This window comes from Alphaproteobacteria bacterium LSUCC0719, assembly GCA_040839025.1.
Classification (GTDB): domain Bacteria; phylum Pseudomonadota; class Alphaproteobacteria; order Puniceispirillales; family Puniceispirillaceae; genus UBA8309.
In genome coordinates this window covers 43,077-62,966 of record JBFPJN010000002.1, presented here as the reverse complement: position 1 = coordinate 62,966, position 19,890 = coordinate 43,077, and the positions used below count along the sequence as shown (strand labels likewise).

The following is a 19,890-nucleotide window of genomic DNA, read 5'->3' as shown; positions in this document are numbered from 1 at the left end:
TCATAGGCCACTTGGTCATCGGCCACCTAGTCATAGGAATGTCCCTCGCGAAGGCCGTTGCGCACCCGCTGGGCGATTTCAAGGAACCGTTTCGATTCCCGGATATCGAGGGGCCGGTCCCGCGGCAGGTCGGATTCAATAATGTCGGTCACGCGCCCCGGGCGCGGCGACATGACGACAATCCGGGTCGACAGATAGACCGCCTCGGGAATGGAATGGGTGACGAAACAGATTGTCTTGCCGGTCTTTTGCCACAGTTGGAGAAGCTGTTCATTCAGATGGTCGCGGACGATTTCATCAAGCGCGCCAAAAGGTTCATCCATCAGCAGCAAATCGGCATCAAAGGCCAGCGCCCGCGCGATAGAGGCGCGTTGCTGCATGCCTCCCGACAGCTGCCAGGGGAATTTCCGGCCAAACCCGTCGAGTCCGACAAGGTCCAGCGTTCGCTGGACGCGCTCGGCCTGTTCGGCACGGCTGATCCCCATGATTTCCAGCGGCAGGCCGATATTCCGTTCAATCGTCCGCCATGCCAGAAGCGCCGGTGCCTGAAAGACATAGCCATAGGCACCGGCCAGGCGGGCCTGCTCCGGCGTGTCGCCATTCACCGAAATGGCACCGGCTGTTGGATGCTCAAGATCGGCGATGACCCGCAGCAGGGTGGTCTTGCCGCATCCCGATGGGCCGATGAAAGACACGAAATCACCCTTGTCGATGGTCAGATCGACGTCCTTCAGCGCGTGCACCGGCCCGTCATTCGACTCAAAGGTCAGGCATAGCTTGTCCGCATGAATCGCAGCTGTGCTGTTGGTGTCCTGTGACATCACTCCCCCGTCACGCCATTTGGTTCAGGTCCCGCCGCGGCGTGACAATCGGTGTGTCGGCACACATCATACCCCGGCCGGCATATTGGCCGGGTCCCGGATCACCGCGCGCGGTGCCGTCAGCTCTTTCCACTTTGACAGCGCCTTGTTGGTTGCAGAGAAGGGTTCACGGGGCACGAACTTGCCATGCCCCTCGCGGGTCTTCACCTCGTCCTCCTGAATCGCAACATAGCCGCGGGTCATGGTGAACCGTGGCAGCCCCTTTACCTTGAAACCTTCGAACACATTATAGTCGATGGATGATTGCTGGGTGCTGTGCGAGATCGTTTTCTCGCGGTTCGGATCAAGCACGACAATGTCGGCATCGGCCCCCTCGAGTATGGCGCCCTTGCGTGGGTACAGGTTCAGCGCCTTGGCAATGTTGGTCGAGGTGGCGGCAACGAATTCATTCATTGTCAGACGCCCGGTCTCGACACCATTCGTCCACAGCAGCGGCATACGGTCTTCAAGGCCGCCGGTGCCGTTCGGAATCTTGGTGAAATCGCCAACGCCATACCGCTTCTGCTCGGTGGTGAAAGCGCAATGATCGGTCGCCACAACCTGCAGGCTGCCGGCCTGCAGACCTGCCCACAGGCTGTCCTGATGCAGCTTGTTGCGGAATGGCGGCGACATCACGCGCTGGGCGGCATGATCCCAGTTCGGATTGGCATATTCGCTTTCGTCGAGCAGCAGATGCTGGATCAACGGTTCGCCATAGACCCGCATGCCTTTCTGGCGGGCCCGGCGGATGGCCTCATGCGCCTGTTCGCACGATACATGAACGACATAGAGCGGCACGCCAGCCATGTCGGCGATCATGATGGCGCGGTTGGTGGCCTCGCCTTCGACTTCGGGGGGGCGGGAATAGGCATGCGCCTCCGGCCCGTTATTGCCCTCTTCCATAAGCTTGGCCTGCAGCTGTGCGACAACATCGCCATTCTCGGCATGGACAAGTGGCATCGCGCCCAGCTCTGCACAACGTTGGAAGCTGGCATACATCTCGTCATCATCGACCATCAGCGCGCCCTTATAGGCCATGAAATGCTTGAAGGTGTTGATACCTTTCTTCACCACTTCGGGCATTTCATTGAATACCTGTTCACCCCACCATGTGATCGCCATGTGGAAGGAATAATCGGTTGTGGCGCGAGAGGATTTGTTGTCCCAGGCCTGGATCGCCGTCAGCAGTGACTGGTCCGGTGCCGGCAGACAGAAATCCACTACCATGGTGGTGCCGCCCGACAGTGCGGCACGGGTGCCGGATTCAAAATCGTCACTGGAATAGGTGCCCATGAACGGCATTTCGAGATGCGTGTGCGGGTCGATACCGCCCGGCATGACATAGCATCCGGTGGCGTCCAGCGTTTCGGTGCCGGACAGGCCTTCACCAATCTTCGTAATCCTGCCGTTCTCGACAAGAACATCTGCCTTGTAGGTGCGGTCGGCGGTGACGATGGTTCCATCCTTGATGACGGTGCTCATAATGTTTCTCCCTGCTCAATCATCGACGATACCGGCGGTTTCGACGACGGCATGAAACAGCACGTCGGCGCCCGCGGTCGCCCAGTCCTTGGTAATGTCTTCGGCTTCATTGTGCGACAACCCGTCGACACATGGGCACATGATCATGGCTGTCGGTGCGACCCTGTTGATCCAGCAGGCATCATGGCCTGCCCCCGACACAATGTCGCGATGTGAATAGCCAAGCCGTTCGGCAGCCCGGCGAATGGCGCCAACGCAGCCATCGTCAAATTCGACCGGGTCGAATTTGCCAGCCTGTTCGATCTCCATCTGCAGTCCGATTTCGTCGCAGATTTCCCCGGCACCGGCGCGCAGCCTTGCCTCCATATCATCAATGACTTCCTGTTTCGGATGGCGGAAATCGATGGTGAAGACGACCTTGCCGGGAATGATGTTGCGCGAATTCGGAAAGACATCGCAATGCCCGACGGCACCAACCGCAAGCGGCGCATGCGACCACGCGATCTCGTCGACCAGCTGGGTGATCCGCGCCATACCGAGGCCGGCATTGACCCGCTTTGGCATCGGGGTGGATCCGGTATGCGCCTCCTTGCCGGTCAGCGTGACCTGCAGCCAGTTCAGCCCCTGCCCGTGGGTGACAACACCGATATCTATATTTTCATCCTCGAGGATCGGGCCCTGTTCGATGTGAAGTTCGAAAAAGGCGGCCAGCTTGCGCGCGCCAACCTCTTCGTCCCCAATCCAGCCGATGCGGGCCAGTTCATCGCCGACAGTCTTGCCACCGGCATCGGTGCGGCCATAGGCCCAGTCAAGCGTATGAACGCCGGCGAAAACACCCGATGCCATCATTGGCGGCGAGAACCGTGTGCCTTCTTCATTCGTCCAGTTCACCACCTCGATGGGGTGGCGGGTCTTGATCCCGGTTTCATTCAGTGTGCGGATGATCTCCAACCCGGCAAGAACACCCAGGACACCGTCATATTTTCCGCCGGTCGGCTGGGTGTCGAGATGGCTTCCAACCATCACAGGGGGCAATGACGGATCGGTGCCCTCGCGGCGGGCGAACATGGTTCCCATCTTGTCCAGCCCCATGGTCAGCCCCTCGGCCTCGCACCAGGACTGGTACAGGCGGCGTCCTTCGGCATCCTCGTCGGTCAATGTCTGGCGGTTGTTGCCGCCGGCAACACCTGGACCGATCTTTGCCATCTCCATGAGTGACTCCCAAAGCCGGTCGCCATTGATCCGGAAATTCCTGCCACGCTGGTCCATCAACGTGCTGTTCATGTCGGACGCCATTTACCGTTTCCTTCCTCTCTTTATGGTCTTTCCCCGGTCTTCAAGTTGCCGGTCTTCAAGTTGCCGGTGTTTCAATTGCCGGTGTTTCAGTCTTTGTGCCCCGTCTGGTGGCTAGGGAGAATGCGGAACCGTGCCGTCGAGGATCCAGCGTTCCTCGGCGGCCGCGTCGTGCATGTCCCTGGCGCTGTCCGGCATGCGCGGGTTGGTCTTGAACTGGTGGTTTGCGGCAAACAGCATCCATAAGGCATGCAAATCATTCGGTTGCAGATTGGCACTGTCAGGCATTGTGGCACACTCCCTAGAAATCGCGGGCCCTCGAATTCGCGGGGTGCCTGTCACGCAGGCATACCCGCGGGTCGACCGTCTCGGCTGTCTGGCCGGGTTGACCTTCCACGACCGGGGTGGAAACGGTGTCACTAAAATTATGAAATATCATTTTTACCGTTTGGTCAAATATCTTAGGATGACCTGACCGGAAAAAATGAACTGCCGCGAAATGGGGATTTATGTCAGGTAATGTAAAGCCGCGCGCCTTGGACAGATCGGCGGGTGGCAAGACCCGGATTCAGAAAGAAAACGAGACGCGGATCCTGCATGCCGCGCTTGAGGTGTTCTCGGAAAGCGGGTTTCACGGGGCGACGCTTGATCGCATCGCCGCGGTGGCCAGCATGTCGAAGCCGAACCTGCTGTATTATTTCAAGAACAAGGAAGAAATCCACATTGCCCTGCTGACCGGGCTGCTGGATGTCTGGCTGGCACCGCTTCGCGAAATCCGCCCCGACGGCAACCCGGTTGACGAGATCGGGTCCTATATCCGTCGCAAGCTCGACTCCTCGCGCAGTTTTCCGCGCGAATCACGGTTGTTCGCGAACGAGATCCTTGCCGGCGCACCCCATATAGGGGATTTCCTGCAGACCGAGCTGAAACAGCTTGTTGATGAAAAGGCGGCCATTCTGCAGGGCTGGATCGATGATGGCCGGATGGCCCCCTGTGACCCGCGTCATGTGCTGTTCGCCATCTGGTCGACAACCCAGCATTATGCCGATTTCAGCGTCCAGGTGCGGCATGTTCTGGGTCTCGGTGCAGGCGACAAGAGCTATTATGACGAGGCCACAACCATGCTGGAAACACTGTTTCTGGGCCAGCTGATCAACCGGGATATACCCGGCTGATTCATTGGCTGGCCCCGGTGGGGTCTATTCCGCCGCGTCCCGCATCGGATTGTTGGGATGCATCGTCCAGTTGCCATATTCATCGGACACCGGTTTTCCGGTGCGGTGGTCCATGTCGCCGGCCGGGATCTGTTCCATGGTGATGCAGTTTTCCACCGGACAGACATTGACGCACAGGTTACAGCCGACGCATTCCTCGTCGATCACCTCGAACCGCCGCTCGCCGTCAACCATGTTGGTGATGGCCTGATGTGATGTGTCCTCACAGGCGATATGACACCGCCCGCATTTGATGCAGCTGTCCTGATCGATACGCGCCTTGGCGGTGTAGTTCAGGTTCAGATACTGCCACTCTGTGACGTTCGGCACGGCACGGCCGTAAATGGCGTCGAGAGTGGCATGGCCGGCATTGTCCATCCATTGTGCCAGCCCTTCGACAAGATCGTCGATGATCTTGAATCCATAGGTCATGGCGGCGGTGCAGACCTGAACATTGCCGGCCCCGAGAGCCATGAATTCGGCGGCGTCCCGCCAGGTGGTAACGCCGCCGATTCCTGAAATGGGAAGCGAGGCCGTTTCCGGATCGCGCGCAATGGAAGCCACCATGTTCAGCGCGATCGGCTTTACCGCCGGGCCGCAATAGCCGCCATGCGTTCCCTTGCCATCAATTGTCGGCTGGGGTGCGAATGAGTCGAGATCGACAGAGATGATCGAGCTGATGGTGTTGATCAGTGATACCGCATCGGCACCGCCGGCATGCGCCGCGCGGGCCGGATACCGCACATCGGTGATGTTCGGCGTCAGCTTGACGATCACCGGCATACGGGTGTTCGCCTTCGCCCATCGTGTCACCATCTCGATATATTCGGGAACCTGGCCAACCGCCGCCCCCATGCCGCGTTCCGACATGCCGTGGGGACAGCCGAAATTCAGCTCGACACCGTCGCATCCCGTATCCTCGACCTGCCGCAGGATCTGCTCCCAGCAAGGTTCCTCGCAGGGGACCATCAGGCTGGTGACAACGGCACGGTCGGGCCAGTCACGCTTGACCGACTTGATTTCCTGAAGGTTCACTTCAAGTGGCCGGTCGGTGATCAGTTCGATGTTGTTCAGCCCCAGCAGACGCCGGTCGGCACCCCAGATCGCGCCATAGCGCGGGCCGCCGACATTGACGATGTGAGGGTCGAGACCGAGGGTTTTCCATACCACCCCGCCCCAGCCTGCCTTGAAGGCACGGACGACGTTGTATTCCTTGTCTGTCGGTGGTGCCGAAGCAAGCCAGAACGGATTGGGGGATTTGATTCCAACGAAGTCATTTCTAAGGTCAGCCATGGATGCCTCCTTCGTGACAGGGTCAGGCGGACAGTGCCGCGTGGATTGATTCGGCCGCGTCGCGCCCCTGCGCCACCGCGGTCACCGTCAGGTCGTCACCGCCGGCGGTACAGTCGCCGCCAGCCCAGACAGACGGGTTGGATGTCCGGAAGGTGTCATCAACCTTGATGCGTCCCTTTTCCAGCGTGATCCCGGCAAGCGCGCTGCCGGCATCGAGAGTCTGGCCAATGGCCTTGAACAGCTGGTCGACCTCAAAGGTCTGGAATTTACCGGTGCCGGCGAGCTTGCCACCGGACAGGCTGGTATATTCCATCTTCACCAAAAGACAGCCACTGTCCGATTTCGTGACCGAGACAGGCTGCATCCAATGCCGGATATTCACGCCCTTGGAGGTTGACTGGTTCTGCTCGACCTCGGAGGCATTCATCTGTTCGCGGCCACGCCGATAGGCGATTGTCACTTCCTGGGCACCAAGAAGATGCGCCTGCGTCGCGACATCAATGGCGGTCATGCCGCCACCGATAACCATCACGCGCCGCCCAACGGGGATTTTTGCCATGTCAGTGCTTTGGCGCAGCTCGGCGATGAAATCAACGGCGCTGGCCACGGCATCCTCCTCCTCGCCATCAACGCCAAGGGCGTTGACCCCGGCAAGGCCGATGCCGACAAACACCGCGTCATGTTTTGCGGTCAGATCGTCAAGTTTCAGATCATCCCCCAGAGGCGCACCGGTCACAATCTCGATGCCGCCAATGGCGGTGACATAGTCGACTTCATGCTGCGCAAAATCATCAACCGTCTTGTAGGTGGCAATGCCATATTCATTCAGGCCGCCGGCCTTTTCGCGCGCGTCATAGACAGTGACCGTATGGCCCTTCATTGCCAGCCGGTGGGCACAGGCAAGCCCTGCGGGTCCGGCCCCGATGACGGCAACGCTTTTGCCGGTTTCGGCGGCGCGACTGTAAAACTGGCGGCCATGGCTCATCGCATGGTCTGTCGCGTGGCGCTGCAGCAATCCGATCTGCACAGGCTTGCCCTCGGCAGCCTCGCGGACACAGGCCTGTTCACACAGCGTTTCCGTCGGGCAGACCCGGGCGCACATGCCGCCAAGGATATTCTGGTCAAAGATTGTTCGTGCCGACCCGTCCAGATTGCCGGTCGCGATCTGGCGGATGAATTTCGGAATGTCGATTCCCGTCGGGCATGCCGTCACGCAGGGCGCGTCATAACAGAAATAGCACCTGTCCGCCGCGACCATCGCTTCATGCGCGTCAAGGGGTGGGTGCGCGTCGCCGAAATTTTCGTCGTAATCGCCGGCGTCAAGCCGGCTGTCGAGGATACCGTCCTCGAGATAGCGATCGACCATTTTCGTCTCCACTCGCAGCAAAGCCTGTCTCTGGCCGCGGTGCGTGGCGCGCGTTTCGGTGTGCTGCCACTGACCGAGGCCCCAGACAAAAAGAATGCCGGATAATTTCGCTTTGTCCATTAATTTTTTACCAAATGATAAAATTTTGATCCACTATGGTGGTTCGGCATCGCCCAAAGCGCTTTCACCTGTGGCCGTCAATATGGCAGGGTTGCAGATGAAACCGGGAATGGGCTGACAGCAACAGGATCAGGAAAAGGGGGGTAGCAGGCGATGGATGCAAAGCTTGAAATCCGCAAAATGGTGGCAACGGTCGAGGATCTTTTCACGGATGCCGGCGTGGCGGTATCCGGACGAAGCCGGAAATGTATTGTTGCGGCGGTGATTGCCAACCCGCTGGCAGGCCAGCCCGACGGCGACCTCGAACGTCTCAAGGATCTTGGTGCGGTGGTTTCGGCAAGGCTGGTGGCCCGTGGGTTGGAAGCGCTCGGCGCTGCGCCGGATGATGTCGAATCCTATGGCAAGGGTGCGATCATCGGCATCAATGGCGAGATCGAACATGCCGCGGCCTTGATCCATCCGCGCTTTGGCGCGCCGGTTCGCGGTGCCCTTGGCGAGGCAACAGAGATTATCCCATCCACCAAGAAGCTTGCCGGTCCGGGGGCCAGCATAACCGTCCCGATGACAAGCAAGCAGAGCATCTGGGATTTTGACCATATGGACGCCGCCGAGATCAGCATCGACGATGCGCCGCATCCCGACGAGATTGTGGTCATCCTCGCGCTCGGCGTTGGGGGCCGCCCCCGCAAACGTACGCAGCCTGACAGCTGATCCGTTCATTGTCCGGGGCAGGGGGTCACCTTGTCCGGCGAGGAGCGTTTGTGTTGAGGAACACCGCATAGAGTGATGTTGTGGCGGTGATGAAGAGCCGGTTCAGCTTTGTCCCCCCGAAACAGACATTGGCTACCGTTTCAGGGATATGGATCTTGCCGACCAGATCGCCATCGGGGCTCAGGCAATGCACGCCGTCACCGGCTGAACTCCACAGATATCCATCACAATCCACCCGGAACCCGTCAAAAAGGCCATTCGTGCTGGTTGCGAATACCTCGCCGCCGGACAGAGACCTGCCATCATCCGACAGGCGATGCCGGCGGATATGTGCCGGGCCGTCCGGATCGTGCGAGCGTCCGGTATCGGCGATATAGAGTGTCTGCTCATCAGGCGAGAAGGCCAGCCCGTTCGGCTTGACATAATCGGTCGCCACCGCAGCGACCTCATTGGTATCGGGATCCCAGCGATAGACATGGCAGGCACCGATCTCGCTGTCTGTCCGCCGGCCTTCATAATCCATCAGGATCCCGTAGGACGGGTCGGTGAACCAGACCGATCCGTCGGACCGGACAACGGCGTCATTTGGCGAATTGAACCTTTTGCCATCATATATATCGGCAAGGACTGTCAGCGACCCGTCATGTTCGGTCCTGGTCACGCGGCGGGTCAGATGCTCGCAGGTAACAAGCCGTCCCTGTCTGTCGACGGTGTTGCCGTTCGAATTCTGCGATGGCTGACGAAACACCGAAACCGAGGAATCGGTATCGTCAAAGCGCATCATCCGGTCATTGGGGATATCGGACCAGACAAGATAGCGACCAGCGGCAAACCAGGCCGGCCCTTCGCACCATCTGCCACCGGTCCACAGCCGTTCGACATGCGCATGTGGCAGCGTGCGATTGGTGAATTCCGGTTTGATGATTTCGATTCCCGTTCCCTCGATAACGCCAAACATCGTGATCCACCTCTTTCTGTCGTGACAACGCGCCGCCACGAGTGTCCGTCTTCTTTTGGCGCAGGGCAACGACAATATCCAGCGTGGTCACCTGCCGGGTCATACATGCCGGGTCATGCGTGCCGGATCGTGCTTCGAGGTGGCATGACAGGCGAAGGCGGATTAGACTGCCCCCCACCATCACCATACCGGATGACGAGATTCGGAACACCACACCAAGCTGACCCGCGCCGAGCCGGGTCATTCAACGCGGAATTTGGAACCATGACACAGTTTGCCCATTATCCTAGCCTGGCCGACAAGGCCGTGATCGTTACTGGCGGTGCCTCTGGAATCGGAGCCGATATCGTGCGGGCCTTTGCCGCCCAGGGAGCCAGAGTGGGTTTCCTTGATCTCGATGCCGCTGCCAGCGCCGCGCTGAAGGACGAGATTGACGGGATCGTGGAGTATGAAATCTGCGACCTTCGCGATATTGCCGCGATGCAGGCCGGTCTTGCCGCGCTTCGGGCGCGGCTTGGGCCCTTCACCACACTGGTCAATAATGCAGCGCGTGATGACAGGCATGACTGGAAGGATGTCAGTGTCGAATTCTGGGATGAACGGATGGCAACCAATCTTCGCCACATGTTCTTTGCCATTCAGGATGTCGCGCCCGACATGATCGAGGCCGGTGGCGGATCGATTGTGAATATCGGCTCGAACTCCTGGTGGGAAGGGCAGGGTAATTTTCCGGCCTATACAACGGCGAAATCAGCGGTTCACGGGCTGACCCGCACGATGGCGCGCGATCTTGGCAAGCACCGGATACGTGTGAACACCGTTGTCCCCGGATGGATCATGACCGAACGCCAGAAGGAATTGTGGGCAACGCCGGAGGCGCTTGAAAATCACCTGAAGCGGCAATGTCTTCCCGATCTCATCGACCCTGTCTATGTGGCGCGGATGATTGTGTTTCTGGCATCGGATGATGCCGCCATGTGTACGTCGAACAACTATATGGTCGAGGCAGGGTCGATCTAGGTCCGGTAATACAGGGCAGGGATGGACAGCGGGGCCGGATGTGAATGTCGCAATTCTTTGAAGAGCTGGATTACAGGCAGACGCAGCTTGGCGAACTGATCCTGCGCCGGCGTCGCGTGCTGGCGCTGGATCGTGATGTCGTCGAGGTCATCCTGAATGACGAACATCTGATGTCGGAGATGTTCACCGCCTCGGAAATCGCACTGGCCGACTTGCCGCTGCGGCGCCTGCGGATGGATTCGCCCGACATTCTGGTTGGTGGGCTGGGGCTGGGATACACGGCGGATGCCGTGCTGGCACATGACCATGTCCGGTCCGTGACGGTGATCGAATATCTTTCCCCGATCATCGACTGGCACCGGGCCGGTATTCTGCCGCTTGGCACCAGCCTTGCCGAAAATCCGCGCTGTCGGTTCATCGAGGGTGATTTCTTTGCGCTGGCGCTTGGCGATGGCGGATTTGACCCGGACCAGCCGGGTCGCCGGTTCGACGGCATTTTCCTTGATATCGATCACAGTCCGGATTTTCATCTGAATCCCAGCCACGCGGCGCTCTATGACGATGCCGGGCTGGAACGCCTGAAAAGCCATCTGACGGCAACCGGCATCTTTGCGCTGTGGTCGAACGATCCGCCGGATTCGCGGTTTCTGTCTCGTCTGACGACGCATTTCAGTGCCGCCAGCGCCGAAGAGGTTGTCTTCTTCAACCCGCTTCTTGGCGAGGAGTGTGTGCAGACAGTCTATCTGGGGTTTATGTCTGGCTACAATTCGGATTGATATACGGTGCCTGCCATTGACGGTTGCCATGATATGGGAATGGTCGCTAGGCGCCTTTCCGGAACCGCAGGATCGTCACACCGCTCAGCCCGGCAAGGACAAGGCCGATCGTCGCCTGTGCCGGTGCGACGCCGATCCGGTCGATCAGCATTCCCATCAACACCGCTCCAAGCGCACCGCTGCCAATCGATACGGTCGTCCACAATCCCATCACCCGGCCGCGGAAATGGTCGTCTATCGCCATCTGGACAAGCGATTGCAGCGATATCGCAAGCAGGGTCACGCTGCCGCCAAGCAGCATCACCACTCCAACCGCCGTGGCAAAGCTGTTGATCTGGCTGAGACTTGCCACAAGCAGGGGCACCAGCAGAACCATGGCAAGAACATGTGGCTGGAACACATCCGGCTTCTGGGCCTGTGAGATCGCCTTGAAGATCGCCGCGCCGGCCGCGCCCGCGCCGGCTGCTGCGGTGATGAATCCCAGTCCCGCCGGCCCGCGCTCGAACACGCCATTGGCAAGCACCGGCAGGGTTTCAAGAACGCTGCGCCCGGCAAGCGCGCCGATACCGGCAAAGATGATGGCCGATCTGACAAGCCGGCGCTGCAGCGCATAGCGCCAGCCTGCCAGCAGGTCGCCAAAATAGCTGCCGGGATCCGGTATTGTGGTCTGTGATCTTTCACGCGGGCGCATGAACCACAGGGCCAGCACCGGCACCGCATAGCTGCTGGCGGTCAGGACAAGGGCATGCGGGACGCCAATGGCATGGATCAGCGCGCCGCCGGCTGCCGGCCCGATCAGCCGCGACAGGTTGAAATTCAGGGCTGTCAGCGTCACTACCGAGGACAGCTGGTCGGCTGGTGCCAGGCGCGGCGTCAGGGACATGCGCATCGGGTGATTGGCCGACGAGATCACGCCGGTCAGAAGCGAGACCCCGGCCACAAGTACCGGTGTCACCGCGTCGGCAAGGCAGATCCAGGCAAAGATGGCAGACACAATGCCGGCGCAGGAATAGCTGATGATGCTGCCGCGCCGCACGTCAATGCGGTCCGCCACGACGCCGAACAGCGGGCTGACGAACAGGGTCGGGACAAAATTCAGGAACGCCACAAGCCCGACAAAGCTTGGCGAACCGGTCAGCACCCAGGCCAGCCATCCGATGATGACCCGCTGCGCCCAGAACCCGTTCAGGGCAATGTGCAGACTGACGATATAGTGTCTGAAAGGTGGGGACTTTAACGCTACGAGATTCATTGTTTCACTACATCACAACTTCACTACATCACAACTTCACTACATCACAAGCTGTTGCCAGAGGTCAGCCCTGTCTGCGGCTGTCTCTGTCATGGCATATCCCTGCCAAAGAGTCGGTGCAGCGTGTACATGGTGGCCGCCACACAGGGGCCGATGCCAAACGCAAACAGCAGGGTGCCGATCCCGACAACGCCGCCAAGCGACCATCCGAGTACCACCGCGCTCAGCTCGATGGCGCTGCGCACCCAGGCGATCGGAAAACCGGTCCGACGCTGCAACCCTGTCATCAACCCGTCGCGCGGGCCCGGTCCAAGATTGGCGATCAGATAGATGCCGCCCCCGATGCCGGTAACGATCACACCGGCGGCAGCTTCGGCAACCCGGAGTGCCAGCGAGTCGAATCGTGGCAGCCAGGGTAGCGCCACATCAAGCACCACCGAAATGATGACGATATTCAGAATCGTGCCCATGCCCGGGATCTGCCGGAGCGGTATCCATGACAGCAATACCATGACGCTGACGACAAAGGTGGCGAGGCCGACGCTCCATCCGGTGACGGTGGTGATCCCCTGGGCAAGGACCGTCCACGGGCTGACCCCGACGCCGGAGGCAATCAGCAGCGCCTCGCCCAGCCCGAAGACGACAAGGCCGACGGCCAGCATCACGACTGACAGCAGGGAAGGCTTTATGGTCAGCGGGTGCGGCGCGCTCCAGAACAGCCGCGGCACGGCCCTGACCTTCAGGAAGCCGAATTTTTCGCCTGCCGTCATATTTTCGGTGGTCCTTCAGATGTGCGCGCCGGTCGATCGCCGGAGAGGCATGTCTGGTTCATATCACCCGGTGACGGGGGTGTCGTCAAGCTGGTGCCGGATTGCAGGGGTCTTGTGCGTCCTGGCCCTTGTTTTTGGCGCTGTTGTGTTCTGTTTGCGCCGACGGGTGTCAGGACTGGTCAATTCTGATCGTCGCGGGGTCACCGTCATCATAGAGCCGGTCGACAAACCCGGCGCGATGCCGCAGCACGGCATTGTTGTTCAGATTGCCCTTTGCAGTGATTTCATGGGCTTTCACCGACGGGGCGTCGCCAAGAATGATCGCCCGGACAATCCTGTTGGATGAACCGGTCGCCCTTGTTGCCATGTCTGTCAGAACAGATCCGATCTGCGCGCAATAATCCGGGTCGCGAATGGTGCCGTCTTCATGCGCCTGCAGGTCAAGCTGGGGGTCCGGGAAAACCAGCATGCCGATATCGGCGCGGTTTTCACCTGTGATCACGATGTCCTGGACAAGGCCGGCCAGTGCCGGAAGCGCGGCAAGCCGGATTTTTGCCGACTGTACCCAGACAGCCGACAGAAGTTTGAAATCCTCGCCAATCCGGCCATCGAAACGCAACCCGGTTTCCAGCTTTCCGGGGTCCGCGAAACATACCGCGTCACCGGTTTTCATGAACCCTTCTTCATCAAAGGTTTCGGCATTCTTCTCCGGCTCATCATAATAGCCATCCATCACATTCGGCCCGCGCACGCGAAGTTCGAACCGGTTTTCTTCAAGCGGGATGAGTCTGGCCTCGAAAGCAGGGCCGGGAATGCCGATCATCCCTGACGTGGCACCGCCCTCGTAATGGATCAGTGACATTGGCGCTGTTTCGGTCATGCCCCAGCTTGATGTCATCATCGGCACACGGCCAAGCTCGGCCATCGCCAGATCCTCGATCCCCTGCCAGACATCGGCCGGCAATGAGGCGCCTGCATAGAAAATGAAATCAAGATCGGCGAAGAAATGATGCCGCAATTCGGCATCATTGCGCATCGCCTCGACAAGCATCGCATATCCCACCGGAACATTCGCCGACATGGTGGGCTTCAGCATACGCAGATTTTCAAGGGTTCTGTCGAACAGGCCCTTCACCGGCTTGCCGGTGTCAAGATACAGCGCCCCGCCAAAGGCAAGTGCCATGTTGAAGTTCGAATTGCCGGCAAAGACATGGTTCCAGGGAAGCCAGGACAGAATGACGGGGGGCCGTGCCTTCAAAAAGGGCAGGCAACCGCCATACTGGTTCTGGTTCACGCACAGCATGTGATGGGTCTGTGGCACCCCCTTGGGTGTCGATGTCGACCCCGATGTGAACAGGATCTTGGCAAGCGTCTGCGGCGTCACGCTGTTGCGTGCGGCTGTGATATCGGCCGTTCCGGCAAGCAGCCGGTCAAAGCCGATCATGCCGCTGTCCGGCGTGCCGCATGTCACTTTCACCGCAGCATCGAACTGTGGCAATGACAGCCCGGCGGCAAACCGTTCGGCATCCTCGGCAAAGACCATCGCCGGCCTGATTTTTTCCGCGATATGGATCAGACGCGGCAGGGCATCCGGGATCAGTGAATATTGCTCGGCAACCGGCACTGTGGCGACGCCGATATATTGCGCCGCGAGTTTGAGAATGCCATGCGTGATGCTCGGGCCGGACAGGATGATGATCTTGTCACCCGGACCAACGTCATGCTCAATCAATCCGGCGGCAACCGATCTGACCCTGGCGAGGGCATCGCCATAGGTCAGTTCAGACCATCCTGGGCCCGACCGTTCCGCAATGAATACCGCCCCGGGCGTTTCATCCGCCCAGCGGTGCAGCCATTCACCCGTATTCCGGACAACCGGATCCAGCGTGAGTCCAGAGGACAGGATCATCTCGCCATTCTGGCGATGGTCGATCAACAGCTGGTGCTTCAGGTAATCTTTCGTCGTAAACATCCGCGCCCCTCGCCAAAGCCTCTGGACAGGTTTCGGCTTTGATCATATTGTTATAAAATATAACAATATGCAGTGTGTACGGCATGTCAACAACGGACAGCGTGCCGCATGGGCATACGGCACTGGCATATCGCACGGGCATACAGCACGGGCATACGGTACGGGCATGACATTCAAGATGCCGATGTGAAAGGGCAGATGACGATGGAGATAGCAGGACAACAGGTCTGGATCACCGGTGGTGGCAGTGGACTGGGTCTTGCCTGTGCCCGACATTTCGCGGCAGCGGGCGGCAATGTCACGATCTTTGATCTGAATGATACAGCGGCGCGCGAGCATGCAGCCGATTGCGGCGCGGCGGTGGTGAAGCTGGATGTCGCCGATGAAGCATCGGTCGACGCCGCGGTCGCGTCCACGGTGGCGCAGACAGGCGCGCCGCGGGTGCTGGTGAATTGTGCCGGCATCGGTCCTGCGGCGCGTATTGTCGGACGCGAAGGCGCCCTGTCCACTGACGTTTTCACCAAGACGATCAATATCAATCTGATTGGCACCTATCTGATGATGAGCCATACGGCCCGCGCCATGCTGGCGTCCGATGCCGTAAATGACACGGGCGAGCGCGGCGTCATCATCAATACCGCATCGGTGGCGTGGCAGGATGGGCAGCTTGGACAGGCTGCTTATGCGGCGTCAAAGGGCGGTGTGGCATCGCTGTGCCTGCCGGCGGCGCGCGAGCTTGGCCAGTTTGGTGTGCGGGTGATGACCATCGCGCCGGGGCTGTTCGAAACGCCGATGACGGATGGTCTGCCGGATGATCTTCGTGATGCCCTTGGTGCCAATATTCCCTTTCCTTCACGACTTGGGCTGGCCTCGGAATATGCGCTTCTGGCCGCGCAGATTGTGAACAACCCCTATCTCAATGGCACCGTGATCCGGCTGGATGGCGCACTGCGTCTTCCCCGCAAATAGCACCCGTCCCGGGAGAGTGATGATGAGCGAAGTTCTTGATGTCTCTGTCAGCGACAGAATTGCCGTTGTGACGATGACGCGCCCCGGCAAGCGCAATGCGATGAATGAACCGCTGATGTCGGCGCTGGAAGGGTTTTTCTATTCCCCTCCGGATGGTGTCAGGGTGGTCATCCTGACAGGCATTGAAGGCCATTTCTGTGCCGGACTTGACCTTGCCGAGCATGAAACGCGGACCGCCGAGGAAAATCTTCATCACTCGCGCCGCTGGCACAAGCTGATGGACCAGATCCAGTTTGGCGGGCTGGTGGTTGTGTCGGCGATGTTTGGGGCCGTGATCGGTGGCGGGCTGGAGCTGGCAAGCTCGACCCATGTCAGAATTGCCGAGGCTTCGACGATCTTTCAGCTTCCGGAAGGGCGGCGCGGCATCTTTGTCGGCGGCGGGGCAACGCTGCGGGTCGGGCGGATTCTTGGTGGTGACCGGATGACGGAAATGATGCTGACGGGCCGCAAATATGGCAGCGAAGAGGGGCTGTCACTGGGGCTGGCCCATTATGCCTGCGGCGATGGCGAGGCGCTTGATCTGGCGCGCAGTCTGGCGGACAAGATCGCCAGCAACGCCCCGATGTCGAATTACCTGATTGTCAATTCGATCCATCATGCCGGCAACATGGCGTCAAGCGATGCGCTGTATGCGGAATCGCTGGCGGCGGCACTGTCACAGACCACCGAGGATGCCGCCGAAGGGCTTCGCGCATTCCTTGAAAAGCGTCGGCCAACCTTCAGGTGAGATGATGGGCAGCCCGGCACGATTATCACAGACAATGCCGCGAGGGGGTGTCGACCGCGTTGGCGATGCCGCGCTGTCACGGTTGATCGGCTATAATCTGAAACGCACCTTCAATGGCATTCATGTCGATCTGAGTGATGTGTTGCGGCCGCTGGGGCTGCGGATGATCACCTTCACGATCCTGACCATGCTGAAGGAAAATCCGGGTGTAAGACTGTCGAATCTGGCGCTGGCAATCGATATGGAAAAACCCAACATCGTCTCGCTGATCGACGAGCTTGCGGCGCAGCAGCTTGTCACCAGATCCGCAGATCCGGATGACAGGCGCGCGCGCCAGCTTCATCTGACAGCCGCCGGCACCGAACTGCAGCGCCAGGCCTATGGCCGTGTCTGCGAACATGAGGCCGCCTTTCTTCGCGACCTGAGCGACAGTGAACGTCAGCAGCTTGTGTCGATCCTTGCCAAGATCAGGCGCAGCGCCGGTCAGAGGGCATTCACAGCATGATATTTCGACCCTGCAGTACCTTGAGCTGAGAGGAGCAACCGTCCCATGATAGATCTCGACAGCATTCGTGCCATCGACATTCACACCCATGCCGAGGAACCTTGTGGCAACCATGCGGATGATGGCTATGACGATCTGCAGTCCACAATGGCCAAATATTTCAGGGCGCCGTGGACCCACCCGCCGACAATCGAGGAAACGGCGCAGCATTACCGCGAGCAGAACATCGCCGCCGTGATCTTTCCGGTCGATGCCGAGCGGGAGACGGGATATCGCCGTTACGCCAATGAAGAGGTGGCCGAAATCGCAGCGGCGAACAGCGATGTGCTGATTCCCTTTGCCTCGATTGATCCGTGGAAAGGCAAGATGGGTGTCCGCGAAGCCAGACGTCTGATGCGGGATTACGGCATTCGCGGGTTCAAGTTCCACCCGACCTTTCAGGGGTTCTATGCCAATGACCGCATGGCGTACCCGCTCTATGAGGCGATCGAGGAAAATGGGGGCATCGCGCTGTTCCATACCGGGCAGACAGGTGTTGGATCCGGTATGCCAGGTGGTAACGGCATGCGTCTGAAATTCAGCAATCCGATGTATATGGATGATGTGGCTGTGGATTTTCCCGGTCTGAAGATCATTCTGGCGCATCCGTCCTTTCCCTGGCAGGAGGAGGCGCTTGCGGTCGCCCAGCACAAACCGAATGTCTATATCGATCTGTCGGGATGGTCGCCGAAATATTTTCCCGAGATTCTGGTGCGCTATTGCAATTCAATCCTGAAGAAAAAGGTGCTGTTCGGGTCTGACTGGCCGATGATCACGCCGGAACGGTGGCTGCATGACTTCGAGAATATCGCCATCAAGGACGAAATCCGGCCGGACATTATCAAGCATAATGCCGCGCGGCTTCTTGGCCTGGGAGGGTAGGCTGACGTGAAGGATTTTACCGCCCCCGTAGAGGACATTCTGTTTTCCCTGCACCGGGTCGCGAATGCCGAGACAACCGGCAGCCATGATGTTGCGCTTGGCGCGGACATTCTCAGCCAGTTTGCGATCATCGCCGAACAGGTCATCGCGCCGACAAACCGTGCCGGTGACGCGCAGGGATGTCGGCTTGAAAATGGCCGGGTCAGGACGCCCGACGGCTTTGCCGACGCCTTTGCGCAAATTGCGGATGGCGGGTGGCTGGCGCTCGCCATTCCCGAACAATATGGCGGCATGGGGCTGGACCGCCTGACAGCGGCCGGCGTCTCCGAGATGTTCACCGGGGCCAATCACGCCTTGCAGATGGCGGCGGGGCTGTTGCCGGGGGCGGTGTCAACCTTGCTGCGTTTTGGCAGTGAGGACCAGAAACAGCGCTGGATCCCGCGATTGGCTGACGGGCGGACGCTGAACACCATGTGTCTGACCGAGGCCGGTGCCGGGTCCGATCTGTCACAGGTTCGAACGGTGGCGGCGCTGCAACAGGATGTCTGGCATCTTCGTGGCGAGAAGATATTCATCTCGAATGGTGATCAGGATCTGAGCGAGGACATTCTGCATTTCGTGCTTGCGCGCACGGGTCCGGTTGACGCCGGGATCAAGGGTCTGTCGCTGTTCCTGTGCCCGTCACAGATTGCCAGCGGGCGCAACAATGTCAACGTGTCGAGGCTCGAGGACAAGCTTGGCATTCACGGCTCGCCAACCTGCCAGCTTGTGTTTGACGGTGCCGAGGCCGAGTTGGTGGGGGACGAGGGGGGTGGTCTGGCGGCCATGTTCACCCTGATGAACCACGCCAGGATTGATGTAGCGTTGCAGGGCGTTGCCCATGCCGCACGCGCCTGTGATATTGCCGCAAGCTATGCACGGGACAGACAGCAGGGGCGGCAGGCTGACGGCGCGCCTGCCATGCTGGCGGCGCATCCGGATGTCAGGCAGATGCTGGATGAACAGAGAGCGCTGGCCGTCGGGTCGCGTGCCATGTGCCATCTTGCGCTTGTCGTTCTAGATGATCCCGGCCGGCATGCGCTTGCCGATTTTCTGACGCCTGTCTGCAAGATGTTTGGCAGCGAGGCCGGGATCAGGGCCGCTGATCTTGGCATCCAGGTGCTTGGGGGGTACGGCTATCTGGATGAGTACGATATCGGCCAGACATGGCGTGATGCCCGGATCACCGCAATCTATGAAGGTGCCAACGGCATTCATGCCCTGACAGCGGCAACGCGGGGTCTGCGGGCCCATGACGGTGCCGGCGCAGAGTCGTTTGCCGCCATGATCCATGATCTTGGCGACCAGCGGGCCGAAATCATCTCCCTTCTTGATGAGTGGCAGTCGCTGCGCCGTCAGACCGAAGCGCATGATGGCGTTCCGCCGAATGCGCGCCAGTTTGCCAGCATGACTGCCGAGCTGTTCTTTCGGGCCGCGTGGGTCCGTATCGGCAAGGTGGCGGTCGGTACGGCATTCGAGGCCGAGTTCACCCGCCTGGCCGATATGGTCCTTGCCAGCCCGCTGCCTTTGCCCCGCTTCAACAGCTGAACCCGCGGCCATTGCCGCGCGGTGCGGGTGCTGG

The 19,890-nt window shown here is 59.7% G+C and carries 20 protein-coding genes; 10 read left to right on the top strand and 10 right to left on the bottom strand.

The window, feature by feature from the left end; genetic code table 11:
- Positions 1–26: 26 nt before the first annotated feature.
- From AB3X55_05030 to AB3X55_05015, 4 genes are all read right to left on the bottom strand, one after another.
- Positions 27–821 carry an ABC transporter ATP-binding protein gene (locus tag AB3X55_05030; protein MEX0502940.1) on the bottom strand — a complete coding sequence of 265 codons (795 nt, stop codon included), beginning with the start codon at positions 819–821 and terminating at the stop codon, positions 27–29.
- 66 nt (positions 822–887) lie between these two features.
- The gene (gene hydA, locus AB3X55_05025) at positions 888–2,342 is read right to left on the bottom strand and encodes a dihydropyrimidinase (GenBank protein MEX0502939.1); all 1,455 of its coding nucleotides are present in this window, start codon (positions 2,340–2,342) and stop codon (positions 888–890) included.
- Positions 2,343–2,357: 15 nt separating this feature from the next.
- The gene (locus AB3X55_05020) at positions 2,358–3,611 is read right to left on the bottom strand and encodes a Zn-dependent hydrolase (protein ID MEX0502938.1); all 1,254 of its coding nucleotides are present in this window, start codon (positions 3,609–3,611) and stop codon (positions 2,358–2,360) included.
- 138 nt (positions 3,612–3,749) lie between these two features.
- On the bottom strand, positions 3,750–3,923 hold the full coding sequence (locus AB3X55_05015; protein ID MEX0502937.1) for a hypothetical protein: 174 nt from the start codon (positions 3,921–3,923) through the stop codon (positions 3,750–3,752).
- Positions 3,924–4,144: 221 nt separating this feature from the next.
- Between AB3X55_05015 and AB3X55_05010 the strand changes: the two genes are divergently transcribed.
- A complete protein-coding gene (locus AB3X55_05010; GenBank protein ID MEX0502936.1) occupies positions 4,145–4,810 on the top strand; it encodes a TetR family transcriptional regulator C-terminal domain-containing protein in 666 nt (221 codons plus the stop codon).
- Positions 4,811–4,834: 24 nt separating this feature from the next.
- Here AB3X55_05010 and preA read toward each other — a convergent pair whose 3' ends face one another.
- Both preA and AB3X55_05000 read right to left on the bottom strand, forming a co-directional pair.
- Entirely contained in the window at positions 4,835–6,142 is a 1,308-nt protein-coding gene (gene preA, locus AB3X55_05005) for an NAD-dependent dihydropyrimidine dehydrogenase subunit PreA (GenBank protein MEX0502935.1), read from the bottom strand.
- A 22-nt stretch (positions 6,143–6,164) separates the two neighbouring features.
- Positions 6,165–7,508: an NAD(P)-dependent oxidoreductase gene (locus tag AB3X55_05000; GenBank protein MEX0502934.1), complete on the bottom strand. Its 1,344-nt coding sequence runs from the start codon at positions 7,506–7,508 to the stop codon at positions 6,165–6,167.
- 94 nt (positions 7,509–7,602) lie between these two features.
- On the opposite strand from AB3X55_05000, the gene AB3X55_04995 reads away from it, so the two are divergent.
- Both AB3X55_04995 and AB3X55_04990 read left to right on the top strand, forming a co-directional pair.
- The gene (locus tag AB3X55_04995; protein MEX0502933.1) at positions 7,603–7,746 is read left to right on the top strand and encodes a hypothetical protein; all 144 of its coding nucleotides are present in this window, start codon (positions 7,603–7,605) and stop codon (positions 7,744–7,746) included.
- A 35-nt stretch (positions 7,747–7,781) separates the two neighbouring features.
- Entirely contained in the window at positions 7,782–8,339 is a 558-nt protein-coding gene (locus AB3X55_04990; protein MEX0502932.1) for an amino acid synthesis family protein, read from the top strand.
- 25 nt (positions 8,340–8,364) lie between these two features.
- Here AB3X55_04990 and AB3X55_04985 read toward each other — a convergent pair whose 3' ends face one another.
- Complete coding sequence (locus tag AB3X55_04985) at positions 8,365–9,297, bottom strand: SMP-30/gluconolactonase/LRE family protein (GenBank protein MEX0502931.1); 933 nt, start codon at positions 9,295–9,297, stop codon at positions 8,365–8,367.
- A 264-nt stretch (positions 9,298–9,561) separates the two neighbouring features.
- Here AB3X55_04985 and AB3X55_04980 point away from each other — a divergent pair, with 264 nt between their 5' ends.
- Both AB3X55_04980 and AB3X55_04975 read left to right on the top strand, forming a co-directional pair.
- Positions 9,562–10,317: an SDR family NAD(P)-dependent oxidoreductase gene (locus AB3X55_04980; GenBank protein MEX0502930.1), complete on the top strand. Its 756-nt coding sequence runs from the start codon at positions 9,562–9,564 to the stop codon at positions 10,315–10,317.
- Between the two features lie 44 nt (positions 10,318–10,361).
- Entirely contained in the window at positions 10,362–11,093 is a 732-nt protein-coding gene (locus tag AB3X55_04975; GenBank protein ID MEX0502929.1) for a spermidine synthase, read from the top strand.
- Positions 11,094–11,139: 46 nt separating this feature from the next.
- Here AB3X55_04975 and AB3X55_04970 read toward each other — a convergent pair whose 3' ends face one another.
- The 3 genes from AB3X55_04970 to AB3X55_04960 all read right to left on the bottom strand — a co-directional run bounded on the left by AB3X55_04970 (position 11,140) and on the right by AB3X55_04960 (position 15,087).
- On the bottom strand, positions 11,140–12,345 hold the full coding sequence (locus tag AB3X55_04970) for an MFS transporter (protein ID MEX0502928.1): 1,206 nt from the start codon (positions 12,343–12,345) through the stop codon (positions 11,140–11,142).
- 89 nt (positions 12,346–12,434) lie between these two features.
- The gene (locus AB3X55_04965; GenBank protein MEX0502927.1) at positions 12,435–13,115 is read right to left on the bottom strand and encodes a YitT family protein; all 681 of its coding nucleotides are present in this window, start codon (positions 13,113–13,115) and stop codon (positions 12,435–12,437) included.
- Between the two features lie 169 nt (positions 13,116–13,284).
- Positions 13,285–15,087 (bottom strand): AMP-binding protein, encoded by a 1,803-nt coding sequence (locus tag AB3X55_04960; protein ID MEX0502926.1) that lies wholly within the window; start codon positions 15,085–15,087, stop codon positions 13,285–13,287.
- A 198-nt stretch (positions 15,088–15,285) separates the two neighbouring features.
- On the opposite strand from AB3X55_04960, the gene AB3X55_04955 reads away from it, so the two are divergent.
- From AB3X55_04955 to AB3X55_04935, 5 genes are read left to right on the top strand one after another with little or no spacing between them, the layout of a single operon-like run.
- Complete coding sequence (locus AB3X55_04955; protein ID MEX0502925.1) at positions 15,286–16,056, top strand: SDR family NAD(P)-dependent oxidoreductase; 771 nt, start codon at positions 15,286–15,288, stop codon at positions 16,054–16,056.
- Between the two features lie 19 nt (positions 16,057–16,075).
- Positions 16,076–16,843, top strand: a complete 768-nt coding sequence (locus AB3X55_04950; GenBank protein MEX0502924.1) for a crotonase/enoyl-CoA hydratase family protein — start codon at positions 16,076–16,078, stop codon at positions 16,841–16,843.
- 1 nt (position 16,844) lies between these two features.
- Positions 16,845–17,348 (top strand): MarR family winged helix-turn-helix transcriptional regulator, encoded by a 504-nt coding sequence (locus AB3X55_04945; GenBank protein MEX0502923.1) that lies wholly within the window; start codon positions 16,845–16,847, stop codon positions 17,346–17,348.
- 45 nt (positions 17,349–17,393) lie between these two features.
- Entirely contained in the window at positions 17,394–18,269 is an 876-nt protein-coding gene (locus tag AB3X55_04940; GenBank protein MEX0502922.1) for an amidohydrolase family protein, read from the top strand.
- A 6-nt stretch (positions 18,270–18,275) separates the two neighbouring features.
- Positions 18,276–19,856 carry an acyl-CoA dehydrogenase family protein gene (locus AB3X55_04935; protein MEX0502921.1) on the top strand — a complete coding sequence of 527 codons (1,581 nt, stop codon included), beginning with the start codon at positions 18,276–18,278 and terminating at the stop codon, positions 19,854–19,856.
- The last annotated feature ends 34 nt before the right edge of the window (positions 19,857–19,890 follow it).

Excerpts from the sequence above, each read along its gene's own strand:
- AB3X55_04985 (MEX0502931.1), bottom strand. The coding sequence starts at position 9,297 with ATGTTTGGCGTTATCGAGGGAACGGGAATCGAAATCATCAAACCGGAA.
- AB3X55_04950 (MEX0502924.1), top strand. The coding sequence starts at position 16,076 with ATGATGAGCGAAGTTCTTGATGTCTCTGTCAGCGACAGAATTGCCGTT.
- AB3X55_05000 (MEX0502934.1), bottom strand. The coding sequence starts at position 7,508 with ATGGTCGATCGCTATCTCGAGGACGGTATCCTCGACAGCCGGCTTGAC.
- AB3X55_05010 (MEX0502936.1), top strand. The coding sequence starts at position 4,145 with ATGTCAGGTAATGTAAAGCCGCGCGCCTTGGACAGATCGGCGGGTGGC.
- AB3X55_05015 (MEX0502937.1), bottom strand. The coding sequence starts at position 3,923 with ATGCCTGACAGTGCCAATCTGCAACCGAATGATTTGCATGCCTTATGG.
- AB3X55_04995 (MEX0502933.1), top strand. The coding sequence starts at position 7,603 with ATGCCGGATAATTTCGCTTTGTCCATTAATTTTTTACCAAATGATAAA.
- AB3X55_04960 (MEX0502926.1), bottom strand. The coding sequence starts at position 15,087 with ATGTTTACGACGAAAGATTACCTGAAGCACCAGCTGTTGATCGACCAT.
- hydA (MEX0502939.1), bottom strand. The coding sequence starts at position 2,342 with ATGAGCACCGTCATCAAGGATGGAACCATCGTCACCGCCGACCGCACC.
- AB3X55_04945 (MEX0502923.1), top strand. The coding sequence starts at position 16,845 with ATGATGGGCAGCCCGGCACGATTATCACAGACAATGCCGCGAGGGGGT.
- AB3X55_04970 (MEX0502928.1), bottom strand. The coding sequence starts at position 12,345 with ATGAATCTCGTAGCGTTAAAGTCCCCACCTTTCAGACACTATATCGTC.
- AB3X55_05030 (MEX0502940.1), bottom strand. The coding sequence starts at position 821 with ATGTCACAGGACACCAACAGCACAGCTGCGATTCATGCGGACAAGCTA.
- AB3X55_04980 (MEX0502930.1), top strand. The coding sequence starts at position 9,562 with ATGACACAGTTTGCCCATTATCCTAGCCTGGCCGACAAGGCCGTGATC.
- AB3X55_05020 (MEX0502938.1), bottom strand. The coding sequence starts at position 3,611 with ATGGACCAGCGTGGCAGGAATTTCCGGATCAATGGCGACCGGCTTTGG.
- AB3X55_04965 (MEX0502927.1), bottom strand. The coding sequence starts at position 13,115 with ATGACGGCAGGCGAAAAATTCGGCTTCCTGAAGGTCAGGGCCGTGCCG.
- AB3X55_04940 (MEX0502922.1), top strand. The coding sequence starts at position 17,394 with ATGATAGATCTCGACAGCATTCGTGCCATCGACATTCACACCCATGCC.
- preA (MEX0502935.1), bottom strand. The coding sequence starts at position 6,142 with ATGGCTGACCTTAGAAATGACTTCGTTGGAATCAAATCCCCCAATCCG.
- AB3X55_04990 (MEX0502932.1), top strand. The coding sequence starts at position 7,782 with ATGGATGCAAAGCTTGAAATCCGCAAAATGGTGGCAACGGTCGAGGAT.
- AB3X55_04955 (MEX0502925.1), top strand. The coding sequence starts at position 15,286 with ATGACGATGGAGATAGCAGGACAACAGGTCTGGATCACCGGTGGTGGC.
- AB3X55_04975 (MEX0502929.1), top strand. The coding sequence starts at position 10,362 with ATGTCGCAATTCTTTGAAGAGCTGGATTACAGGCAGACGCAGCTTGGC.